Raw genomic sequence first — 20,526 nt, forward strand, 5'->3', positions numbered from 1 at the left:
CTTGAAACTTCATGGCGCAACGAAGTTCTCCCGCATTTGGGCTTGCTTCTCGGAAGGCGCGCCTGCCTTTCCATCCTCTGACCCACCCTATGACAGAACAGACCACCCTCATTCAGGAAGCCACTCTCTGGAGCGACGAGCGCTGGACGGCGCGCGTGATCAAGAACGAAGACGACGACGGCTGGGCCGTCTCGATGACGCGCCACGGCGACCTCGAGCCGGCACTGGTCGGGCCCTGGACCATGGGCCGCGACAAGAAGAATCCCAAGCCGCTGGATGCGCCGGCCTTCCATACGCTGGTCAAGACCGCCGCCGAGGTGCTGCGCCGCCACGAGCAGCAGCTGCATGCCCAGCTCAACAAGAGCGTGAGCGTCGGCGCGGGCTCGGAGCGCATCCGCGTCTCGCTGCAGATCGTGCCGGACGAGGACAACCCGCATGCCCTGCTCCGTGCCCATGACGAGCTCGGCGCTCAACTAGGCGAGGTGCGCGTGGCCCCCGGCTTCAAGCTCAATGCAGACAGCGCGGCGGTCTGGATCGAAGGCGGCTTCCAGAGGCCACACTGACATAGGTCTGGAGAGCCAATCTCTCTTCAGTGGCCGACGCACCTCCTCTCCGCGCCAAGGCTGCACCGGTCACCCTGACCGCGTCCGATCCGCTAGCGGACGCCGGCAGCCAGGGACGCCGCCAACTGCCGCGCGGACCGCGCGCTGGCCCCCTTGCCGGTGATCGCCAAGGCCGGAGGGTTCGCCAGCATGCGCTCGAAGACCGCCCGCACATCTTCCGCGCCGATGCCGTCGATCATCGCAATCGCTTCGGCCATCGGCGTCACGGTCCCGCTGGCGAAGAGCTCTTCGACGGCCTGCTCCATCGTCGCGTAGGTCCGCTCGCCGGCGCGCACGCGTGACACAGTCAGCTGGTTCTTCGCCCGCTCCAGGTGCACCGGATCGATGGTGGTGGCCTGCGCGCGCAGCAGCCCGCCCGTCGCCGTCACCAGCGCGTCGAGCTTGTCCGGCGTGGTGACCGCATGCACCACGAAGTTGGCCCAGATGTCCCCGCTGTCCATCGTCGAGTGGGCCGTATAGGCCAGGCCGAGCTGCTCCCGGACCCTGTCGACGAGGGGAGCCGACATCCCGCCTCCGAACAGGTTCACGGCCAGCGAAGCCGCAAGGCGCCAGCGCTGCTGCGGCAGGTCGTCCTGCCCCGCGGGCGCCAGCGGGTAGGCCATGTTCAGGAACACCTGCGACACCTGCGCGAAGCGCCGGGCCAAGGCGTGACCGACGTACTTCGCCGTCGCGGCAGGGCGTGGCACAGATGGGTCGGCGCAGGCGGGCATCGCTGCAAAGAGTTCCCCGGCGAGCGCCAGCCAGGCTTCGACGTTGAAGTTCCCGGCCGCCGCAACGACGGTCTTTTCCGCCACGTAGTGGGACTGCACGTGGCGGACCAGGTCGTGCCGGGTGAAGCCTTCGATGTTCCCGACGGTGCCGATCACCGGCATGCCCATCGGGTCGTCGCCCCAGATGGCGCGGTCGAGCAGTTCGCTGGAGCTCTCCTGCGGATCCTCCTCGTATTCGATTGCCTCCTGGCGAATCACTTCCAGCTCGCGCTGCAATTCACTGTCGGGAAAGGTGCTGTTCAGGATGATGTCGGCCGTCATGCGCAGCAGATGCTCCGCGTGCCGGCCCAGGCCGGTCATGAAGTAGCCGGTGGTGTCCTTGCCCGTGAACGCGTTGACATCCGCGCCCAGCCGCTCCGCATCCAGGTTGATGGCCTGCACGGAGCGGGTGGTGGTCCCCTTGAACGCCATGTGCTCCAGGACATGACTGATGCCGTTGGTGACCGGCGTCTCGTCGCGGGAGCCGACGCGCAGGAACACGCCCACGCTGGCGCTCTGCACATGCCGCATGGGGAGCGCCAGCAGCCTCACCCCGTTCGGGAGCGTGTGAAGGATCGGCGTGCCCGCCGCAGCCGTGTGCACGGCCTGCAAGTGGACCATGGCTCAGCGGGCTTCCGGCTGCTGCAGCCTGACGCCGATGCCGTAGAGCGCAAGCAGGCCCAGCACGTGCCCGATGGCCACGCCGGGCTCACCCGCTTCGATGCGGCCGATGGTTTGCACATGCACGCCCAGGCGCGCGGCCGCGGCTGCCTGGCCCTCCCCGGCCGCCGATCGGGCCCGCCTTGCCGCTGCCCCCAACTCCTGGATTGCGTGCAAGGCGTCGCCGCCGATGTCTGCCGAGATGCGCTTGCCTTGGGCCATGGGTGCATTGTCGCTGTGCCAAAGCCATCAGGGGTGCCTCTTCAGCCGAACGTCCTGGACCACCAAGGCCGGATCGACCATCCGGACCCGGTGATCCACGTAGTAGCCACCGTACTCCGTGTACCGCAGGAACACGCTGCGACAGGTGCCGCACGCATACACGTCGCTCCGGTTGAAGGGAAACCACGAGACGGCGATGGGCGCGTCGGCCGATCCATACCGGGTGCCGCCTGGATGGAACTCCTCGAATGTCGGCTCGTCGATGTCCGAGGCGCGGAGTGTGCCGACCTGCTCGACCCCGGCAGGCCAGCGCTCCAGCGTGATGCTTTCCCAGGAAGGCGTCTGCAGAACACTGCAGCTACAGCCGGGTACCCTGACTTTCAGTTGCCTCGAACTGAGCTCGCGCAGTTGCGCAGCATCGATCATGGGTCCGGCTCCGTCGGTTGAGTCAACAAGCCAGCATTGTGAAGGCGGCGCGGCGCACCGGTTTGCTCTGCCGCGATCAGCCACTCGCGTCGCCTGGCCGCTCGATCGTGGTCGTCAACCATGTCAACCGTGTCCATCAGTCTCCCGAGCTTCGACGCATCGGGAGCACGACAGCATCTGATCCGGTCTCGCATGCACCGCCGCAGTGACAGTTCGATCGAGACCGGTGCGCGAGCATCGGCGCGGTGCGTCCTCACCCTCTCCAGGTCTTTGCGATCCACAGAGTCAGAAGAACCGCCTCCCCTCTGAAAGCGCCCCACCCCCGCGCTCCCGCGTTCGCTGGCACGCGACCTGCTAGGCATAACCCGTCATAACAGGTTGATCCCGCCCCATGAATGCCATTCGCAAGTCACGGCAGCCAACGAGCGCCGACGCCCGCGTCGTGCCGATGTCGTCCGTCCCGATGCACACGCAGATCCGCGAAATCATTCGCCGGCGTGTGCTCGACGGCACCTACCCGCCGCACTCCCAGATGCCCTCCGAGAGCCAGATGATGGAAGCCTTCTCGGTCAGCCGCATCACGATCCGCCAGGCCATGGGCGACTTGCAGAAGGAGGGCCTGATCTTCAAGGTCGCCGGCAAGGGCAGCTTCGTCGCCAAGCCCAAGGCGTTCCAGAACCTGTCGCGCCTTCAAGGCTTCGGCGAGGCCATGGGGCCTTCGGGCTACGAGACTTTTTCGCAAGTGCTCAGCACGCGGCGCGTAGCCGCCAGCGAGATCGTGGCGCGGCGGCTTCAGGTCGGGCTCGGCGAGCCCGTCTACGAGATCCAGCGGCTGCGCTACCTGAACCGCGAACCGATCTCGGTCGACCAGAGCTACTTCCCGCTGGCGCTCGGCGAACGCCTCGTGCAGGAAGACCTGGCGACGCGCGACATCTTCGTGATCCTCGAGAACGACTTCGCAAAGCACCTCACCCATGCCGACGTGCAGATCGAGGCGATCTCGGCCGACGCCTTCCTGGCCCGCCAGCTGCGCATCGAGGAAGCCTCGCCGCTGCTGCGCATCGAGCGGCTGACCTATGCCGACGAGCATCCCATCGATTTCGAGTTTCTCTACTACCGCGGCGATGCCTTCCAGTACCGCCTGCGCATCGATCGAACCTAGGAGCTGAGCATGAAGACTATCGACATGGAATTCGACCTCGTCGTCATCGGCGGCGGCACCGGCGGGCCGATGGCCGCGGTGAAGGCCAAGGAGCGCAACCCGAAGCTGCGCGTGCTGCTGATCGACAAGGCCAACGTGAAGCGCAGCGGTGCGATCTCGATGGGCATGGACGGCCTGAACAACGCCGTCATCCCGGGACATGCGACGCCCGAGCAGTACGTCAAGGAGATCACCGTGGCCAACGACGGCATCGTCGACCAGGAGGCCGTCATGGCCTACGCCGCGGGCAGCTTCGACATGATCCAGGAGCTGGACCGCTGGGGCGTCAAGTTCGAGAAGGACGAGACCGGCGACTACTCGGTGCGCAAGGTTCACCACCTGGGCGCCTACGTGCTGCCGATGCCCGAGGGCCATCACATGAAGCGCATCCTCTACCGGCAGTTGAAGCGCGCGCGGGTGGAGATCACCAACCGAGTGGTCGTGACCCGCGTGCTGACCGGGCCGGACGGCGAGGTCGCCGCGGTGATGGGCTTCGACTGCCGCACCGCCGAGCTCTACGTGATTCGCACCAAGGCGGCGGTGATCTGTACCGGCGCCGCCGGCCGTCTCGGCCTGCCCGCATCGGGCTACCTGATGGGCACCTACGAGAACCCGACCAACTGCGGCGACGGCCATGCGATGGCCTATCACGCCGGCGCCGACCTGGCCAACCTGGAATGCTTCCAGATCAACCCGCTGATCAAGGACTACAACGGCCCCGCCTGCGCCTACGTCACCGGGCCGCTGGGCGGCTACACGGCCAACTCCAAGGGAGAGCGCTTCATCGAATGCGACTACTGGAGCGGGGCGATGATGCAGGAGTTCTACAACGAACTGCTGAGCGGCAACGGACCGGTGTTCCTGAAGCTCGACCACCTGGCCGAGGAAACGATCCAGGAGATCGAGACCATCCTGCACAGCAACGAGCGCCCGAGCCGGGGGCGCTTCCACGAGAAGCGCGGCAACGACTACCGCAAGCAGATGGTCGAGATGCACATCTCGGAGATCGGCTTCTGCAGCGGGCACAGCGCATCGGGCATCCACATCAACGCCCGCGGCGAGACCTCGGTGAAGGGCCTCTACGCGGCCGGCGACTGCGCCAGCGTGCCGCACAACTACATGCTCGGGGCCTTCGTCTACGGCAAGCTGTGCGGCGAGAACGCCGCGGCTTATTGCGCCGAGGTCGGCCACGCGACGCCGGATGCCGGCGCACAGGCGGCCGAGAGCGCCCGCATCCTGGCACCGCTGCAGCGCAGCGGCGGGCTCACGCCGCACCAGATCGAGTTCAAGACACGCCGCCTGGTCAACGACTACCTGCAGCCGCCGAAGATCACCAGCAAGTACGAGATCGGCCTGCGCCGCTTTGCGGAGATCCGCGAAGACATGGAATCGATGTCGGCCGGCGATGCGCACGAGCTGATGCGGGCGATGGAGGCGCACTCCATCCTGGACTGCGCGGAGATGGCCGCACACGCCTCGATGTTCCGAACCGAGAGCCGCTGGGGCCTGTATCACAACTACGTCGACCACCCCGAGCGCGACGACGAGAACTGGTTCTGCCACTCGCTGCTCAGCCGCGACCCGCAGGGCCGGATGGCGCTGCGCAAGAAGGCGATCGAGCCCTACATCGTGCCGGTCGACGACGAAGAACGAACCGCCTACCAGCGCCTGCGCGTCGCGAGCAGCGCCGAGGCCGCTTGAACCAGGAGCCCCACGAATGACCACCGCCGCCACCCTCACCCAGGTCCCCGTCCGCGTGGACGAATCCAAATGCATCGCCGAGAAGGGCTGCACCGTCTGCGTCGACGTCTGCCCGCTCGACGTGCTGGCCATCGACATGTTGACGAAGAAGGCCTACATGAAGTTCGACGAGTGCTGGTACTGCCTGCCCTGCGAGCAGGACTGCCCGACGGGCGCGATCAGCGTCGACATCCCCTACCTGCTGCGCTGAAGGGGCCGCCATGGAAACCGGACTCAACAGCTTCGCCGAAAGACTGGCCGATGCCGACGCCGCCGTGCGGCGCCTGGCGGTGATCGACCTGCCCTACAGCGACGAGGACGACATCGTGCCGCTGCTGCTGCCGCGCCTGGCCGACAGCGACGCGCTGGTGCGCGCGGAGGCCGTGCGGGCGCTCGAAGGCTTCGAGCAGACCGAGGTCGTGCAGGCGCTGGCGCCGATGCTGCTCGACGCCGACGCCGAGGTGCGCAAGGCGGCCGGGGCCGTGCTCGCCGAACTGAAGGAGGGCGCGTCGGCCGCGCCCCTGCTGCCGCTGCTGCTCGACGCCGGCGCCGAAGTGCGCGCCCTCGCCTTCCATGCCATTCGCGCGCTGCGCTCGCCGCAGGCCTTCGAGCCCGCCATGCATTCGCTGCGCGACCCCGATGCGGCCGTGCGCCGCGAGGCGGTCGGCGTGCTCGGCTACCTCAAGGACCCGGCAGCCATCGGCGACCTCGCCGAAGTGGCGGCCAACGACCCCGACATCGAGGTGCGCCGCATCGCGGTGGGCGCCCTCGGCTACGCCAGCACCGTCAGCGTGCTGCCGGCCCTGACGCGCGCCCTCGCCGACGGCGGATGGATGGTGCGCGAGGAAGCGGCGCAGACCATCGGCAAGCTGCGCCTGTCGCCGGCCATCCCCGAACTCGTGCATGCGATGCAGGACGACTACTGGCAGGTGCGCGTCAAGGCCGCGCGCAGCCTGGGCCTGCTCAAGGCCGAGGCCGGCCTGCCTTCGCTGGTGGCGTCGCTCGCGCACACCATCAGCAACCTGCGCAAGGAGGCGGTGATCGCCCTGGGCGAGATCGGCGATACGCGCGCCATCGCGCCGCTGGAGGCCGCGCTCGCCGACCCCGATCCGGACGTGCGCAAGCTGGCGCGCCTGGCGTTGACGGCCATCGGCCTGGCACAGAAGGCCAGGCGCGAGGGAGCTTCGTCATGACCTTCGTCGTCACCGAAGCCTGCATCCGCTGCAAGTACACCGACTGCGTGAGCGTCTGCCCGGTCGACTGCTTTCACGAGGGGCCGAACTTCCTGGTGATCGACCCGGACGTGTGCATCGACTGCGCCGTCTGCGCGCCCGAGTGCCCGGTCGGCGCGATCGTTGCGGACACCGGCGTTCCTGCGGGTCAGGAGCACTTCGTCGAGATGAACGCCCGCTATGCCGCGCAATGGCCCGTCATCAGCCAGGCGCGCGAGCCCTTGCCGGATGCCGAGCAGTGGGCCTCGGTGAGCAGCAAGCTCGACCATCTTTCAGAACCCGCCTGAGCCCATCGAACCCCTCTTCCAAACCCCACGGAGAACCAGTCCATGAAGCACCTCATCTTGCGAATCGGCGCGGTCCTGGCGCTCGCCCTGACCGTTGCCCTGCCGGCCCTGGCGCGGCAGGAAGTGGTCATCGGCATCGGCACGCAGAACACGACGACGAACACCGTCACCGGCGGCGTCGTGCTCAAGGAAATGAAGCTCATCGAGAAGTACCTGCCCAAGGCCGGCAAGTACAAGGACATCGACTTCAAGCTCGACTGGCAGAACTTCACCTCCGGCCCGCCGATCACCAACGGCATGATGGCCAAGAAGCTGCACATCGGCATGATGGGCGACTACCCGCTGCTGGTGAACGGCGCCACCGGCCAGGCGCAGCCGGGCAACGAAACGCTGCTCGTCGCCATCATTGCGTACAACGCCTTCGGCTCGGGCAACGGCGTGGTGGTGCACAAGGATTCGCCCTACTACGACCTGGCCGATCTCAAGGGCAAGCTGATCTCGGTGCCCTTCGGCTCGGCGGCCCACGGCATGGTGCTGCAAGCCATGCAGACCCGCGGCTGGAAGGACGACTACTGGAACCTCGTGAGCCAGAGCCCCGAGGTCGGCACGACCAACCTGCAGGAAAAGAAGATCGAAGCGCACGCCGATTTCGTTCCCTTTGCCGACCTGCTGCCCTACCGCGGCTTCGCCCGCAAGATCTTCGACGGCGCCGAGACCAAGGTGCCCACCTTCCACGGCGTGGTGGTGCGCAAGGACTTCGCGGCCGAATACCCCGAGGTGGTGGTCGCCTACATCAAGGCGCTGATCGAGGCCAACACCTGGGTGCGCAGCAACCCGACGGCCGCCGCCGCGAAGATCGAGGAGTGGACGCGGATCGAAAAGGAAGTGGCCTACCTCTACCTGGGCCCCGGCGGCATCCACACGCTCGATCCGACCATCAAGCCGCGGTGGCTGGAGACCATCAAGACCGGCCACGAGGTGCTCACCCGCCTGAACCGCGTCAAGCCGCTCGACATCAACGCCTGGGTCGACGAGAGCTACGTGCGGCAGGCCTACAAGGAGCTGAAGCTCGACTACGACGCGCAGAAGCAGACGCTCGCCAACTACGACATCAGCGGCACCGACGCGCTGTGCAAGACCCCCATCACGCGCCCGAAGGAAGCCGGCGAGGTCTGGATCGAGGGCGCGCCGATCGCCGCCTACGCCTCGCCGGCCTGCACCCTGGCCGCGATCAACAAGGCCCAGGGCGAGAACAGAAAAGTCAGGGTCGCCTATCTCAACGACAAGACGCTGGGCATCAAGCTGTTTGCCGACAAGGCCTTCTACGCGGTGAGCACCAGCGATCCGCGCAAGCCCCAGATCGTGCCCTTCCTGCTCCGCAAGGATGCGCAGGCCGAGGCGGCTGCCATCGGCGGCAAGCTGGCCACCTACACCGAAGCGCTTGCCGCGGCCGGCCTCTGAACCGGAAGGCCCACGATGTCCACTGCCACGCAACGCCTGTTCCATGAAGTGCCGGCCCATGAACTGGCGGGCCATGAAGTACCGGTGCCCGGCGATCTCGCGCAGGCTGCGCCCGCACGCGGTCTGGCCCGCCCCGATGAGATCCTGCGCCCGCTGCCCGTCCCGCCGTCGGCCACGGTGGCGCTGAGCCCCGCCGAGCGCGGCTGGCAGGCCGTTCGCCAGCATGCGCCCGCCTATTTGATGGGGGCCTGCTCGCTCCTGGGCATCGTGCTCTTCTGGCATCTCGCCACCACCTACCGGCTGGACTTCTACGTGCGCTTCACCAACATCCCGACGCCGATGGAGGTGCTCGCCAAGGTGATCGAAGTCAACGGCTCGCCGAAGTTCATCAAGAACGTGAGCGTGAGCCTGCGGCGCATCTTTCTCGGCTTCGCGATCGCCACGGTGCTCGGCGTGGCGCTGGGCCTGCTCATCGGCCGCTACCGGCTGACGCGCGGCTTCCTGTTTCCGGCGATGGAAGTCTTCCGCCCCATCCCGGCGATCGCCTGGGTGCCCATCTCCATCATGCTGTGGCCCGACAACGAGGTGAGCATCGTCTTCATCACCTTCATCGGCGCGTTCTTCCCGATCCTGCTGAACACCATCAGCGGCGTGCAGGCGGTGGACGGCGTGCTGCTGCGCGCGAGCCAGTGCCTGGGCGCGCGCGAGCGTCAGATCATGTGGTACGTGGTGCTTCCCGGCGCGGCGCCGCAGATCTTCACCGGCTTGGCCGTGGGCATGGGGGTGGCCTGGGTCTCGCTGATCGCCGCGGAGATGATCTCCGGCCAGTTCGGCATCGGCTACTTCACCTGGGAGGCTTACTCGCTGATCTCGTACCCCGAGATCGTGCTGGGCATGATCACCATCGGCGTGCTGGGCCTGCTGTGCAGCGGACTGATCCGCTTCGTCGGGAAATCGATGATGCCGTGGCTGAGCTATGGCGCGCGCGCCGGGAGCAATCCATGAGCGCCGCTGACAGCGCCCGCAAGGGGCATGTGCAGATCCGCGACGTGTCGGTGCGCTTCGGCACGAAGGGCCAGATGACCGAAGCCGCGAGCCGCGTGTCGCTGGAAGTCAAGCCCGGCGAGTTCGTCAGCGTCATCGGCCCGTCGGGCTGCGGCAAGTCCACGCTGCTGAACATCGTGGCCGGCTTCATTCGGCCCAGCGACGGCGAAGCCCTGCTCGACGACAAGCCCATCGGCGGACCCGGTGCGGACCGCGGCGTGGTGTTCCAGCAGTATTCCCTGTTCCCCTGGATGACCGTGCGCAAGAACGTCGAGTTCGGGCTGAAGATGCAGGGCCTGGGCCAGAACCAGCGCGAGTCGGCCGCGCGCTCGCTGCTCGGCATGACCGGCCTGCTCTCGTTCGAGAACCACTACCCCGACCAGCTGTCGGGCGGCATGAAGCAGCGCGTGGGGATCGTGCGCGCGCTGGCGACCAGCCCGCAGGTGCTGCTGATGGACGAGCCTTTCGGCGCGCTCGATTCGCAGACCCGCGCGGTGATGCAGGAAATCCTCACCAACATGTGGCAACAGCTGCAGCTGTCGGTGCTGTTCATCACCCACGACATCGAGGAGGCGATCTTTCTCTCCGAGAAGGTCTACGTGATGACGGCGCGCCCGGGGCGCATCAAGGCCGAGGTTCCCATTCCGCTGCCGCGCCCGCGCACGCCGGAGATGACGGCTTCGCCCACCTTCCAGGCGCTCGTGCGGCAGCTCAAGGCCTTGATCCGCGAAGAGAGCCTGGCCGCCATGGGCGGCGAGCTCGGCAGCGGCGGGCTGCAGGGCATGGACCACCACTTCGGCCGCGACGGGATGAAGGCGCTGACATGAGCGAAGCGCCGCCCTCGCTGGAGGCTCATCCCTTCCCCATCGACATCGTCGACCACCAGGCCAGCGGCGTGCTCGAGCTGCGCTGGCAGGACGGGAGCGCGAGCCGGCTGGCGCACGGGCTGCTGCGCGCCCGCTGCCGTTGCGCGGCCTGCGAACAGTCGTACCGCGAGCGTGGCAGCCATCCCGAAGCTGCGTCGTCGATCCGCCTCGCGGCGATCCACGCCGTGTCGGACAAGGGCCTGAACCTCGTGTTCTCCGACGGGCACGGGCGCGGCATCTTTCCCTGGGCCTATCTGCGCGAGCTCGGCCTTTCCGCAACTTCCTGACCCCCCGTTCCCATGTCCCAACTCGCCACCGAACGCGTGCTGCATGTCCACCACTGGAACGACACGCTCTTCTCGTTTCGCACCACGCGCGACCCCGGATTGCGTTTCCGCAACGGGCACTTCGTGATGCTCGGCTTGCCGGTCGAAGGCAAGCCGCTGATGCGCGCCTACAGCGTCGCGAGCGCGAACCACGACGAGCATCTCGAGTTCTTCAGCATCAAGGTGTCCAACGGGCCGCTGACTTCGCGCCTGCAGCACCTGCGACCGGGCGACGAGGTGATCGTCGGGCGCAAGCCGGTCGGCAGCCTGGTGCTGGACGACCTGCGGCCCGGCCGGCACCTCTACCTGCTGTCCACAGGCACCGGCCTGGCGCCGTTCATCAGCATCATTCAGGACCCCGAGACCTACGAGCGCTTCGAGAAGGTGGTGCTGATCCACGGCGTGCGGCAGGTCAGCGAGCTGGCCTACGCACGCTTCATCGAGCACGAGCTGCCGAACAACGAGTACATCGGCGAGACGGTGCGCGACAAGCTGGTCTACTACCCCACCGTCACCCGCGAGCCCTTCCGCCACCAGGGCCGGCTCACCGAGATCATCGAATCGGGCCGGCTGTTCGGCGACATCGGGCTGCCGCCGCTCGACCCCGCGGTCGACCGCGCCATGATCTGCGGCAGCGCCGCGATGCTGGCCGACAGTTGCAAGCTGCTCGATGCGCGCGGCTTCCATATCAGCCCGCGCCAGGGCGAGCCGGGCGACTACGTGATCGAGCGCGCCTTCGTCGAGAAATAGCGTGTCCATCGCCGACGCGCTGCGCGCAGGTCAGAAACGTTATATTGCGTTACCGTCACTGCCACCGCACCGCCACTGCCCGCATGGACAACGACGAGGTCAATCAGCTGCTCGTACGCATCGGCCGCGAAGACCAGGCGGCGTTTCGCCAGCTGTACAAGGCGTTCAGCCAAAGGGTTTACGCCTACGTCCTCAACATGCTGAACGACCACGCGCGGGCCGAGGAGGTCGTGGTGGACACGCTCTACGAGGTCTGGCGGCACCCCGAGCGCTTTCGCGGCGACTCGCAGTTCTCCACCTGGCTCATCGGGATCGCGCGCCGAAAGGCGCTGATGGTCTACCGGGCGCGCCGGCCCGACGAGGTGCATGCGGACCTCGACGACATCGCAGAGACCACCGCCTCGGACACGCCCGACGGCTACGCCGAGCTGGCCGGCAAGCAACGGCGCGAAGGCGTGCAGCACTGCATGGGCAAGCTCTCGGACGAGCACCGCGAATGCATGCACCTGGTGTTCTACGAGGGCATGGGCCTGGCCGAAGTGGCCGAAATCCAGAACTGCCCCGAGGGCACCGTCAAGACGCGCCTCTTCCACGCCCGGCAGAAGATCAAGAAATGCCTGGAGTCCCTGCTGCGTAGCGAAGGAGGTGCCGCCAACGCCAAGGGCGCCCTCGCCTCCTGAAGCTTGCGGTGCCCCTGACATGCGCGCAAAAATAATCTGAACCATCCGCCGAGCTCGTGCAACCCAGAGGCCACACGGGAAAGTCCCGTGCAGGTAGATCGGGGTCTCGCTGCGGTGGGTTGAGCACTATATTGCGTGTTCTCGCCACAGTCGCCGCTGGCATGGACAACGATCGGGTCAGTCACGGGCTCCTGGGAGCCGAAGGATTCTTGGTGGTCACCATGATCGAGATCTTTTCATCGTTGCCGCACCGCAAGGCTGCGACCTTTGCCGCGGGAGCACAGGCATCATGAACAACAAACGCTTCGAAGAACTGCTCCCCTGGTACGCCAACGGCTCGCTGGGGACCGAAGACCGGGCCTGGGTCGACGCCTACCTGGCACAGAACCCCGAGGCCCGCAGCGAGCTGGACTGGTACCGCTCCCTGCAGATGCGCGTTAGGGAAAACGCGCCGGCCGTGCCGGCAACGATCGGCCTGGCGCGCGCCATGCGCCTGATCCAGGGCGACCGCCCGACCCTGGCCGAGCGCATCGGCGCCTTCTTCGGCAACTTCGGCATGCGCCCGAGCTTCGCGATGGCCGGGCTGGCGCTGGTGGCCGTGCAGGGCGGCGTGATCCTGAACCTGCTGGGCAACGTCCGGGAGAGCGAGAACGAGATCCGCGCACTGAACGCCGTGCGCGTCACCGAAGCGCCGATGCTGAAGATCAGCTTCGCACCCGACGCCAAGGAGGCCGACATCCGCCTGCTGATGGTCCAGATCCAGGGCGAGCTGGCCGGCGGCCCGGGCCAGCTCGGCGACTACTACCTGCGCGTGCCGGCCGGCACCGAATCGGCGGCGCTCGCCAAGGTGCAGGCCGCCCCGATCGTTCAGACCGCCTCGCTGTCACCCGGCGTGCCGCCTCGGGAGTAAACGCCATGGCCCCGCTGCCCACCCGCCGTATGCTGCTGCGCTGCGCATTGGGCGCCGCGGCGCTGCCTTTGGCGCCCGTCATGAGCGGGCCTGCCAACGCCAACAACGCCGAGTCGCGCATCGCCCTGGTGATCGGCAACGGCGCATACCGCGCCGCCCCGCTGAAAAATCCGACCGGCGACGCCACCGCCGTCGCGGGGGCGCTGCGCGGCCTCGGCTACGACGTAACCCTGCGCCAGAACACCCGGCTGCCGGAACTGATCGAGTCGCTGCGCGAGTTTTCTCTGCGCGCCCCGAAGGCCTCGGTTCGCATGCTGTTCTACGCCGGCCACGGCGTCCAGGTGAGGGGCCGCAACTACTTGGTGCCGATCGACGCCGACCCGCAGACGGAAGAGGAAATCCAGCGCCAGAGCGCGGATGTCGGCGAGTTCGTCGACCGGCTCAGCGCCATCCGCACCGGCATCAACATCGTGGTGCTCGACGCCTGCCGCGTGAACCCCTTCGCCGGCGGCGTCATCGTCGGCCCCGACGGACGGCGCCTGAAATTCCGCGGCGCCACGCCGGGTGGCTTGGCCACGCTCGATGCGCCGGTGGGCACCCTGGTGGCTTTCTCGACCGCGCCCAACGGCGTGGCGCTCGACGGCGCCAGCGGCAAGCACAGCGTCTATGCCCGTCACCTGCTGGCCAACCTGCCGACGCCGGGGCTGCAGATCGAGCAGCTCTTCAAGCGCGTGCGCATCGGCGTGGCCGAAGACACCGGCCGCGTACAGGTGCCCTGGGAGTCCTCGAGCCTGACGGCCGACTTCTGCTTCAAATCGGACGACAAGGGCCGCTGCGGGTAAACCCGCTACGCGTGGTCGTCCAGGAAGCGCTCCAGGTCCCGCGCGAAGCGCAGCGGCTCGCTGACATGCGGCGAATGGCCGGCCCGCGGGTACACCGAGATCTGCGCATGCTTCACCGTATCCCGATACCAGGCATCGAGCGGCAGGCCGGCGTAGTGCGGGCTGCGCGCCCCCAGCACGACCAGCAACGGCGCGTCGAGGCGCGACAGCGAAGCGCGGAAGTCGGCCTGCGCCATCGACTCGGCAAGGTCGAGCAGCGGCCGGATGTCGATGCTCCCCAGGCGCCGGCGCAGCATGCGGCCGAGCGGCGCTTCCACACCCAGCTGACGCCGGAGCCAGGCGCCTCCGATCGCGCCGACCTCGTTCAGCAGCGTCTCGGCCAGATCCTGGCGCGCCCCGGCGATCAGCCCCGACAGCATGGTTGCGCTGCAGCCGCCGAACAGCCCCAGGCGCCAGCCGTCGTCCGTCACGATGCGCGGCGACTGGTCGACCAGCGCCACCGCCGCAACCCGCTGCGTGCCATACGCATGCAGGTACTGCATCAGCGCCAGCGCACCCATGGAATGCCCGACCAGCACCGAGCGCTGCAGTCCGAAGTGGTCGAGCATCTCGGCCAGGTCGGTCGCCAGCCGCGCCAGCGTGATGCTGCCGCGCACCGGCCGGCAGCTGCCGTGGCCACGCGCGTCCCAGGCGAGCACGCAATGGTGCCGTGCCATCCGTCGCGCCACCGGCATCCAGTCGCGGTGCGAGCACCCGACCCCATGCACCAGCACCAGGGGCGGGCCCTTGCCGAGCACGTACACGGGAACGACCTGGCCATCGCCGGCGGTGAAGCTGTCGTAGTCGCCGGCGGCGGGCGCGCCGAGGCTCACCAGCCCGAGATTGCGCAGCGCGTTCCAGGTGCCGCGCAGGCCCGTCAGGCGTGGCGCGTGTGGAGGCGGTTCAGGCGGGGCGCCGTCGAGCATGGCGGGCAATCCTACGCTGGCGTGCGGCCGGCCCGAAATCGGCTCGAACCCTTCTGGGAAAACCGGCTGCAAATCTTTTGAACCGTTTCCGAAACGGCCGCAACCCATGGAGCGGGAAGGCAGGCAAATCGGCAAGCCCCACCACAAACCCTAGTCCCTCACTCTCAGGAGATCATCATGCAAGTCGTTCGCAAAGCTTCCGTCCTTGTCGCCCTCGGTCTCGTCTTCGGTGGCGCCATGGCCGGCGAAATCACGGGTTCCACAGTGCTGTCCACCGGCGCCGTCAACACCTCGGCCGGCTTCCTGTCCACGGCGCGCCAGAACATCGGCGTGGCCGAGCAAAACGGCAAGATCACCAACAGCACCGTGATCGTCAACGGCGCCAACAACACCGCCGCAGGCTTCCTGTCGACGGCAACGCAGAGCGTCGGCCGCGCCACGCAAAACGGCAAGATCACCAACAGCACGATCATCGGCAGCGGCCTGAACAACGTGGCTGCCGGCTTCCTCAGCACCGCCACGCAGGAAGTGGGTTTCGCCAAGGACAACGGCGAGGTCGTGAACTCGACGGTCATCGCCAACGGCGCCAGCAACACGGCCGCCGGCTTCCTGTCCACGGCTCGCCAGCAGATCGGCGGCGCGCAAGGCAACGGCAAGCTGACGAACTCGACGGTCATCGCCACGGGCTCGGTCAACACCGCCGCCGGCTTCCTGTCCACCGCCGACCAAAGCATCGGCGTTGCCAAGTAAGTCGCCGCCGGGCAACGCCCGGTTTCCCCGCTCGATCCGACCCGCCCGCGCACCCGCGCCGGCGGGTCTTTTCTTTCCGGCAGCCCAGGCGCCGTACTTGTGCTGCGAACGCAAATTCGCTTGAACCGTTTGCGAAGCCGCCGCAACCCATGGAGCGGAAGGCAAGCAACAGCAAGCCACCACCCCAACCTCGCCAACCCTTCAGGAGAATCACCATGAAAGCCGCTTCCAAACTTTCCGTCCTCGCCGCGCTCGGCCTCGTCTTCGGTGCCGCCATGGCCGGCGAGATCACCGACTCCGGCGTCTTCTCGACCGGCGTCGTCAACACCTCGGCCGGCTTCCTGTCCACCGCGCGCCAGAACGTCGGCGTGGCCGAGCAGAACGGCAAGATCCGCAACACGGCCGTGATCGTCAACGGCGCCGTGAACACCTCGGCCGGCTTCCTGTCGACGGCCAACCAGAGCATCGCGCGCGCCACCCAGAACGGCCAGATCAGCCAGACCGCCATCGTCGCCCAGGGCGTGAACAACACCGCCGCCGGCTTCCTGAGCACCGCAAACCAGGAAGTGGGCTTCGCGAAGGACGACGGCAAGGTCCAGGGCAGCTTCGTCGGCGCCACCGGCGTGAGCAACGTGGCCGGCGGCTTCCTGTCCACGGCGCGCCAGCAGATCGGCGGCGCGCAAGGCAGCGGCAAGCTAACGAACTCGACGGTGCTCGCCACCGCGCAGGTCAACACCGCCGCTGGCTTCCTGTCCACCGCCGACCAGAGCGTCGGCGTCGCGAAGTAAGACCTCGTCCTTCTTCTTTCCCTTGCGCCGGCGTCTCCCTCCGCCGGCGCTTACTCACCCAGGAGACCACCATGAATGCAAGCCTCGCCCTCACCGCCCGCATCGTCCTCGCCGCCGTCACGCTGGGTGCCGGCGCCCACGCATTCGCGGGGCAGGAGCTGATGGGCGTCGACACGCGCTTCCGCGCGAAGATCGCAAAGGAAAAGATCCGCATCGCCGCGCAGGAGCGCAAGGCCGACGAGCAGGGAAGGTCACAGGGAAACTCCTCGGACTCCAGCACCTGCGGGAGTCAGAACATCGGCAACATCGACACCGGCGGGCGCATCGGCGCATCGCCGCGCGAGGTTTTCGTGTTCGCACCCAACGCGATCAACATCGTCGGCCGCGGCGGGTGCCGCTGAGCGCAACGTCCCGCCCAAGGGAGATGAAAATGAAACCGCCCAAAGCCGCGCGCCTTCTCGCGCTTTCCGCCACCCTCGCCGCCCTGGCCGGTTGCCAGACGCTCGAGGTCAAGCAGCCCACCATCGACCAGACCAACGAGATCCGCAAGGGGCCCGAGGACCGGCCCCAGCGCTCGATCACCGGCTTCTCGCATGCACTGCGCTGCATGGACACGCTGCTGCTCGACTACGGCGTGCGTGACATCACGATGCTGACCGAGGAAATCAGCGACGAAACGAAGAAGCTGAACGCCGGCACGCGCGACATGCTGATCTCGTCGGTGTCGGACATGTCGCGTCGCAGCCGTGCGGTGCGCCTGGTCGCCTTCGGCAAGGACACGGCGAACGTCATCAGCTATCTCGCTTCGGCGCAGAACGCGGCGGCCTACCAGGCGATCCCGCTGTACGACATCAAGGGCTCCGTCTCGCAGTTCGACGAGAACCTGGTCAAGAACCAGAAGGACCTCGGCATCGGCTTCGCGCCCTTCATCAACCTCGGCGCGGCCAAGGATGCGGGCTCCAGCATGCTGGCGCTCGACCTCAGCGTGCTGACCACCAGCGACATGGCGGTGCTCGCCGGCGTCACCTCGCGCAACTCCGTGATGATCCTGAAGCAAGGCAGCGGCATCGATGGCGACGCCGCGTACCACAAGTTCGGCATCAACTACAGCATGAACCTGGCGAAGGCCGAAGGCCAGACGCAGGCGCTGCGCGGACTGGTCGAGCTGGCGGCGGTCGAACTCATCGGCAAGCTCACCAAGACCCCCTACTGGACCTGCCTGGGCGTGACCGACCCGAAAAAGAACGACGAAACGCGCCTCGAGATGTTCGACTGGTACCACGCGATGGCCTCGACCCGCATCGAGCTGATCGCCTACTTCCAGAACCAGCTGCGCCGGCGCGCGTTCTACGACGGCCCGATCGACGGCGAATTCAACCCGGCCATCGACGAGGCGATCGCGAACTACCGCGCCGCGCTGGGCCTGAGCCGCGAGGCCGTGCTCAACGAGGAGTTCTTCTACGCCTTCCTCGCCGCCGACCACACCAAGATCAAGCGCCCGGACCAGCCGGCACGCTACGTCGCGCCAAACACGGTGGCCGGGGCGCCCGCATCGATTCCGGTGGTGGCAAGCGCAGCATCCGCCTCGCCCGCGGCGGCAGCGGCGGCCGCATCAGCCACGGCGCCGCTGAAGCTGTCGGTGACGGCGCCCAAGCAGCAGACCCGATTCGCCCGCGGGGAGTCGATCAACCTCTCCCTCGCACCCTCGCAGGATGCGCATGTCTACTGCTACCTGCAGGACGAGGAGTCCAAGGTCATACGCTTCTTCCCGAACCGATTCGCCCGCGACTCGCGCATCGCTGCGGCCCAGCCGCTCACGCTGCCCGGCGCCATGCGCTTCCAGCTCACGATGAACACGAAGGGCGTGCCCGAGACCATCTCCTGCTTCGCAACGCAGCGCGACGTGATGGCTTCGCTGCCGCAGGCCCTGGTCGGCACCGACTTCGAGCCCTTGCCCGGCGCCACGCTCGAACTGATTCGCGGCGCCTTCGTCAAAGCCAGCGGCGGCACGCTCGCCCAGGAGAACTTCCGTGTCCAAGCCAAATGAATCCCTTCCTGGCCGTGCGAAATGGCTCGGCATCCGCCTGGCCGCCGTGAGCGGGGTCGCCCTGGCCGCCGTGGTCGGTCTCCTGCAACTGCCCTTCGGGGCGAGTGCCGGCGTCGCGACCGCCACCGCTGCCACCGAGGATCGCGTAGTGACCGCTCTCCCGCCGGCGCCCCCGCCCCCGGCCTCGACGCCGGTACCGAGGCAGAAGGGACAGGGCACCTATCGGCTGCGCTGCTGGCAGTACGGCCGCCTGCTGTTCGACGAGGGGCCGGTCACCCTGGGCCCCGAGGCACGGCAGGGCGCGAAGCTGGTGGCGACCGATCGCAACGGCGGCTCGATGATCGTCACCGACTCCGGCTGGACCACCTGCCAGGCGCGGCCCTTCCCCCCGGAGCCCAACCTCGCGCTGCCGCGCTGAGGCCAGCGTCCGCCGCACCCAGGGAGCTGCACCATGAACTGGTTCACCCGTGTGTTCCCGGCACAGGGCTCGATCCGGGCCGCCGCCCTGGCCGCCGGATCGGCCGCGGTACTTGCCGCGGCTACCGCCGGGCCGGCCCAGGCAGCCACCGAGACCCGCAGCGTCGCCGACTTCGACCAGGTCGTGTTCGCCGTCGCCGGCGAAGTCAGCATCGAACAGGGCGCCAGCGAGACGCTGACGTTGGAAGCCGAGCCCGCCGTGCTGCGCAAGATCACGACCGAGATCCGCGACCGGCGCCTGCTCATCGGCCTGTCGCCCGGCCGGATCGAGACCCAGCAGCCGATCCGGATGAAGATCGGCGTGCGGACGCTGCGCGCCTTCGAGTCGCGCACGGCCGGCGCGATCAGCATCGGACCGCTGCGCAGCGACGCGCTCGCGCTGGTGCTGGCGGGCGGCGGCTCGATCCGCCTCGATCGCCTGGACAACGCGCGCAGCCTCGACGTGCGCATCACCGGCGCCGGCGATGTCGCCGTCGGGGGCGGCAAGGTGACGGCCCAGCAACTGGCCATCACCGGCACGGGCAGCTACACCGCGCCCAAGCTCGCCAGCGAGCGCGCCGAGGTCGCGATCGACGGCAACGGCGAGGTGCGCCTGGCCGCCAGCAGCACGCTGGCCGTGCGCATCGGGGGCGTGGGCCACGTGCGCTACCACGGCGACCCGGCCGTGACGCGCTCCATCCGCGGCATCGGCACGATCGAGAAAGATTGAACCGCGCAGGCGGCGCGCGCAACCCATGGGCATCGAGAAATTCAACGCCACGCCCAAGGAGCCCGAAATGACCCGCTACCTCAGCACCCTCGCCCTCGCCCTCGCCGCCGCCTTCCTCGCCCCCCAGGTGAAGGCCGAGAAGGTGATCATGTATCGTGAAGGCCAGCTCGTGAGCCCGCACGACGTGGCGGCCGTGCTCGGCAACGGCACACGTTCGATCCGCCTGCTCGACGATGCGCCCGCAGCGGCGACCCCGACCAAGTACGTCGCGGCGGCGGCGGTCGCCCTGGCGAAGACCTCGGCGCGTCCCCCGGCCCGTGCGCCTGCCGCGCCCGACGACGCGAACGGCGACGCCTCCGCGCTGTCGCTGCCGGTGCGCTTTGCCTTCGACTCCGCCGAAATCGTTCCGGCCGCACGGACCCAGCTCGACGCATTGGCCGAAGGCATCAAGCTGCTGGCGCCGAACAGCATCGTCACGGTCGAAGGCCACACCGATGCCGTCGGCACCGATGCCTACAACCTCGATCTGTCGCGCAACCGCGCCCGCGCCGTGCGCGACTACCTGGTGCAGCGCCACGGCATCGACGCCGCGCGCCTGAAGACGGTCGGCTACGGCGAAGCCCGGCTGGTCGAGCCCGCCGATCCCAGCGCTGCCGTGAACCGCCGCGTGCAGTTCCGCGGCAGCTGAACGGGCTGCCGCGCACTCCTCTTGTGCCGCCGCTGCGCAGCGCCGAGAATGGGACGCGACAGGCTCCCTCTCCCAGCGGGAGA

At 67.9% G+C, this 20,526-nt stretch carries 25 protein-coding genes; 21 read left to right on the forward strand and 4 right to left on the reverse strand.

Features of this window, described 5'->3' with window-relative positions; genetic code table 11:
- Window positions 1-89: 89 nt before the first annotated feature.
- Window positions 90-563: a hypothetical protein gene (locus GXN78_RS34910; protein ID WP_106555561.1), complete on the forward strand. Its 474-nt coding sequence runs from the start codon at window positions 90-92 to the stop codon at window positions 561-563.
- A gap of 92 nt (window positions 564-655) precedes the next feature.
- Here GXN78_RS34910 and GXN78_RS34915 read toward each other — a convergent pair whose 3' ends face one another.
- From GXN78_RS34915 to GXN78_RS34925, 3 genes are read right to left on the reverse strand one after another with little or no spacing between them, the layout of a single operon-like run.
- Entirely contained in the window at window positions 656-1,993 is a 1,338-nt protein-coding gene (locus GXN78_RS34915; RefSeq protein WP_106555560.1) for a pitrilysin family protein, read from the reverse strand.
- A gap of 3 nt (window positions 1,994-1,996) precedes the next feature.
- Entirely contained in the window at window positions 1,997-2,254 is a 258-nt protein-coding gene (locus tag GXN78_RS34920) for a helix-turn-helix domain-containing protein (protein ID WP_106555559.1), read from the reverse strand.
- 27 nt (window positions 2,255-2,281) lie between these two features.
- A complete protein-coding gene (locus GXN78_RS34925; RefSeq protein ID WP_106555558.1) occupies window positions 2,282-2,680 on the reverse strand; it encodes a hypothetical protein in 399 nt (132 codons plus the stop codon).
- Between the two features lie 391 nt (window positions 2,681-3,071).
- On the opposite strand from GXN78_RS34925, the gene GXN78_RS34930 reads away from it, so the two are divergent.
- The 13 genes from GXN78_RS34930 (at window position 3,072) to GXN78_RS34990 (ending at window position 14,019) form a co-directional block, all read left to right on the forward strand.
- A complete protein-coding gene (locus tag GXN78_RS34930) occupies window positions 3,072-3,842 on the forward strand; it encodes a GntR family transcriptional regulator (RefSeq protein ID WP_239143110.1) in 771 nt (256 codons plus the stop codon).
- Window positions 3,843-3,851: 9 nt separating this feature from the next.
- Complete coding sequence (locus tag GXN78_RS34935) at window positions 3,852-5,582, forward strand: fumarate reductase/succinate dehydrogenase flavoprotein subunit (protein WP_106555557.1); 1,731 nt, start codon at window positions 3,852-3,854, stop codon at window positions 5,580-5,582.
- Window positions 5,583-5,598: 16 nt separating this feature from the next.
- On the forward strand, window positions 5,599-5,832 hold the full coding sequence (locus GXN78_RS34940; RefSeq protein ID WP_106555556.1) for a ferredoxin family protein: 234 nt from the start codon (window positions 5,599-5,601) through the stop codon (window positions 5,830-5,832).
- Window positions 5,833-5,842: 10 nt separating this feature from the next.
- Window positions 5,843-6,814, forward strand: a complete 972-nt coding sequence (locus tag GXN78_RS34945; RefSeq protein ID WP_106555555.1) for a HEAT repeat domain-containing protein — start codon at window positions 5,843-5,845, stop codon at window positions 6,812-6,814.
- Window positions 6,811-7,140: a ferredoxin FdxA gene (gene fdxA, locus GXN78_RS34950; protein WP_106555554.1), complete on the forward strand. Its 330-nt coding sequence runs from the start codon at window positions 6,811-6,813 to the stop codon at window positions 7,138-7,140. The genes GXN78_RS34945 and fdxA overlap by 4 nt, the downstream gene beginning before the upstream one ends.
- Window positions 7,141-7,182: 42 nt before the next feature.
- Window positions 7,183-8,601 (forward strand): ABC transporter substrate-binding protein, encoded by a 1,419-nt coding sequence (locus tag GXN78_RS34955; RefSeq protein WP_106555553.1) that lies wholly within the window; start codon window positions 7,183-7,185, stop codon window positions 8,599-8,601.
- A gap of 15 nt (window positions 8,602-8,616) precedes the next feature.
- Entirely contained in the window at window positions 8,617-9,606 is a 990-nt protein-coding gene (locus tag GXN78_RS34960; RefSeq protein WP_106555552.1) for an ABC transporter permease, read from the forward strand.
- The gene (locus GXN78_RS34965; protein ID WP_106555551.1) at window positions 9,603-10,472 is read left to right on the forward strand and encodes an ABC transporter ATP-binding protein; all 870 of its coding nucleotides are present in this window, start codon (window positions 9,603-9,605) and stop codon (window positions 10,470-10,472) included. Before GXN78_RS34960 ends, GXN78_RS34965 begins: the two co-directional genes overlap by 4 nt.
- On the forward strand, window positions 10,469-10,798 hold the full coding sequence (locus GXN78_RS34970) for a DUF971 domain-containing protein (RefSeq protein ID WP_106555550.1): 330 nt from the start codon (window positions 10,469-10,471) through the stop codon (window positions 10,796-10,798). Before GXN78_RS34965 ends, GXN78_RS34970 begins: the two co-directional genes overlap by 4 nt.
- 12 nt (window positions 10,799-10,810) lie before the next feature.
- Entirely contained in the window at window positions 10,811-11,587 is a 777-nt protein-coding gene (locus GXN78_RS34975; RefSeq protein WP_106555549.1) for a ferredoxin--NADP reductase, read from the forward strand.
- Between the two features lie 44 nt (window positions 11,588-11,631).
- Complete coding sequence (locus GXN78_RS34980; protein WP_146162993.1) at window positions 11,632-12,267, forward strand: sigma-70 family RNA polymerase sigma factor; 636 nt, start codon at window positions 11,632-11,634, stop codon at window positions 12,265-12,267.
- A gap of 289 nt (window positions 12,268-12,556) precedes the next feature.
- Window positions 12,557-13,177 carry a hypothetical protein gene (locus GXN78_RS34985; protein WP_106555547.1) on the forward strand — a complete coding sequence of 207 codons (621 nt, stop codon included), beginning with the start codon at window positions 12,557-12,559 and terminating at the stop codon, window positions 13,175-13,177.
- 5 nt (window positions 13,178-13,182) lie between these two features.
- Window positions 13,183-14,019, forward strand: coding sequence for a caspase family protein (locus tag GXN78_RS34990; protein ID WP_106555546.1), 837 nt, complete (start codon window positions 13,183-13,185; stop codon window positions 14,017-14,019).
- 5 nt (window positions 14,020-14,024) lie between these two features.
- On the opposite strand, the gene GXN78_RS34995 is transcribed toward GXN78_RS34990, so the two are convergent.
- The gene (locus tag GXN78_RS34995) at window positions 14,025-14,984 is read right to left on the reverse strand and encodes an alpha/beta hydrolase (protein WP_146162992.1); all 960 of its coding nucleotides are present in this window, start codon (window positions 14,982-14,984) and stop codon (window positions 14,025-14,027) included.
- 177 nt (window positions 14,985-15,161) lie between these two features.
- On the opposite strand from GXN78_RS34995, the gene GXN78_RS35000 reads away from it, so the two are divergent.
- From GXN78_RS35000 to GXN78_RS35030, 7 genes are all read left to right on the forward strand, one after another.
- Entirely contained in the window at window positions 15,162-15,734 is a 573-nt protein-coding gene (locus GXN78_RS35000; protein WP_106555544.1) for a hypothetical protein, read from the forward strand.
- 215 nt (window positions 15,735-15,949) lie between these two features.
- The gene (locus tag GXN78_RS35005) at window positions 15,950-16,522 is read left to right on the forward strand and encodes a hypothetical protein (RefSeq protein ID WP_106555543.1); all 573 of its coding nucleotides are present in this window, start codon (window positions 15,950-15,952) and stop codon (window positions 16,520-16,522) included.
- Window positions 16,523-16,593: 71 nt separating this feature from the next.
- Window positions 16,594-16,923 (forward strand): hypothetical protein, encoded by a 330-nt coding sequence (locus GXN78_RS35010; protein ID WP_106555542.1) that lies wholly within the window; start codon window positions 16,594-16,596, stop codon window positions 16,921-16,923.
- A gap of 29 nt (window positions 16,924-16,952) precedes the next feature.
- Window positions 16,953-18,569 carry a DUF4384 domain-containing protein gene (locus GXN78_RS35015; RefSeq protein WP_164256214.1) on the forward strand — a complete coding sequence of 539 codons (1,617 nt, stop codon included), beginning with the start codon at window positions 16,953-16,955 and terminating at the stop codon, window positions 18,567-18,569.
- Entirely contained in the window at window positions 18,553-18,987 is a 435-nt protein-coding gene (locus GXN78_RS35020; protein ID WP_106555540.1) for a hypothetical protein, read from the forward strand. The genes GXN78_RS35015 and GXN78_RS35020 overlap by 17 nt, the downstream gene beginning before the upstream one ends.
- 33 nt (window positions 18,988-19,020) lie before the next feature.
- The gene (locus GXN78_RS35025; RefSeq protein ID WP_106555539.1) at window positions 19,021-19,755 is read left to right on the forward strand and encodes a DUF2807 domain-containing protein; all 735 of its coding nucleotides are present in this window, start codon (window positions 19,021-19,023) and stop codon (window positions 19,753-19,755) included.
- A gap of 25 nt (window positions 19,756-19,780) precedes the next feature.
- A complete protein-coding gene (locus GXN78_RS35030; protein WP_106555538.1) occupies window positions 19,781-20,443 on the forward strand; it encodes an OmpA family protein in 663 nt (220 codons plus the stop codon).
- Window positions 20,444-20,526: the final 83 nt, after the last annotated feature.

The sequence above is a fragment of the Variovorax sp. WS11 genome, assembly GCF_010499245.1.
Taxonomy (GTDB): Bacteria; Pseudomonadota; Gammaproteobacteria; order Burkholderiales; family Burkholderiaceae_C; genus Variovorax.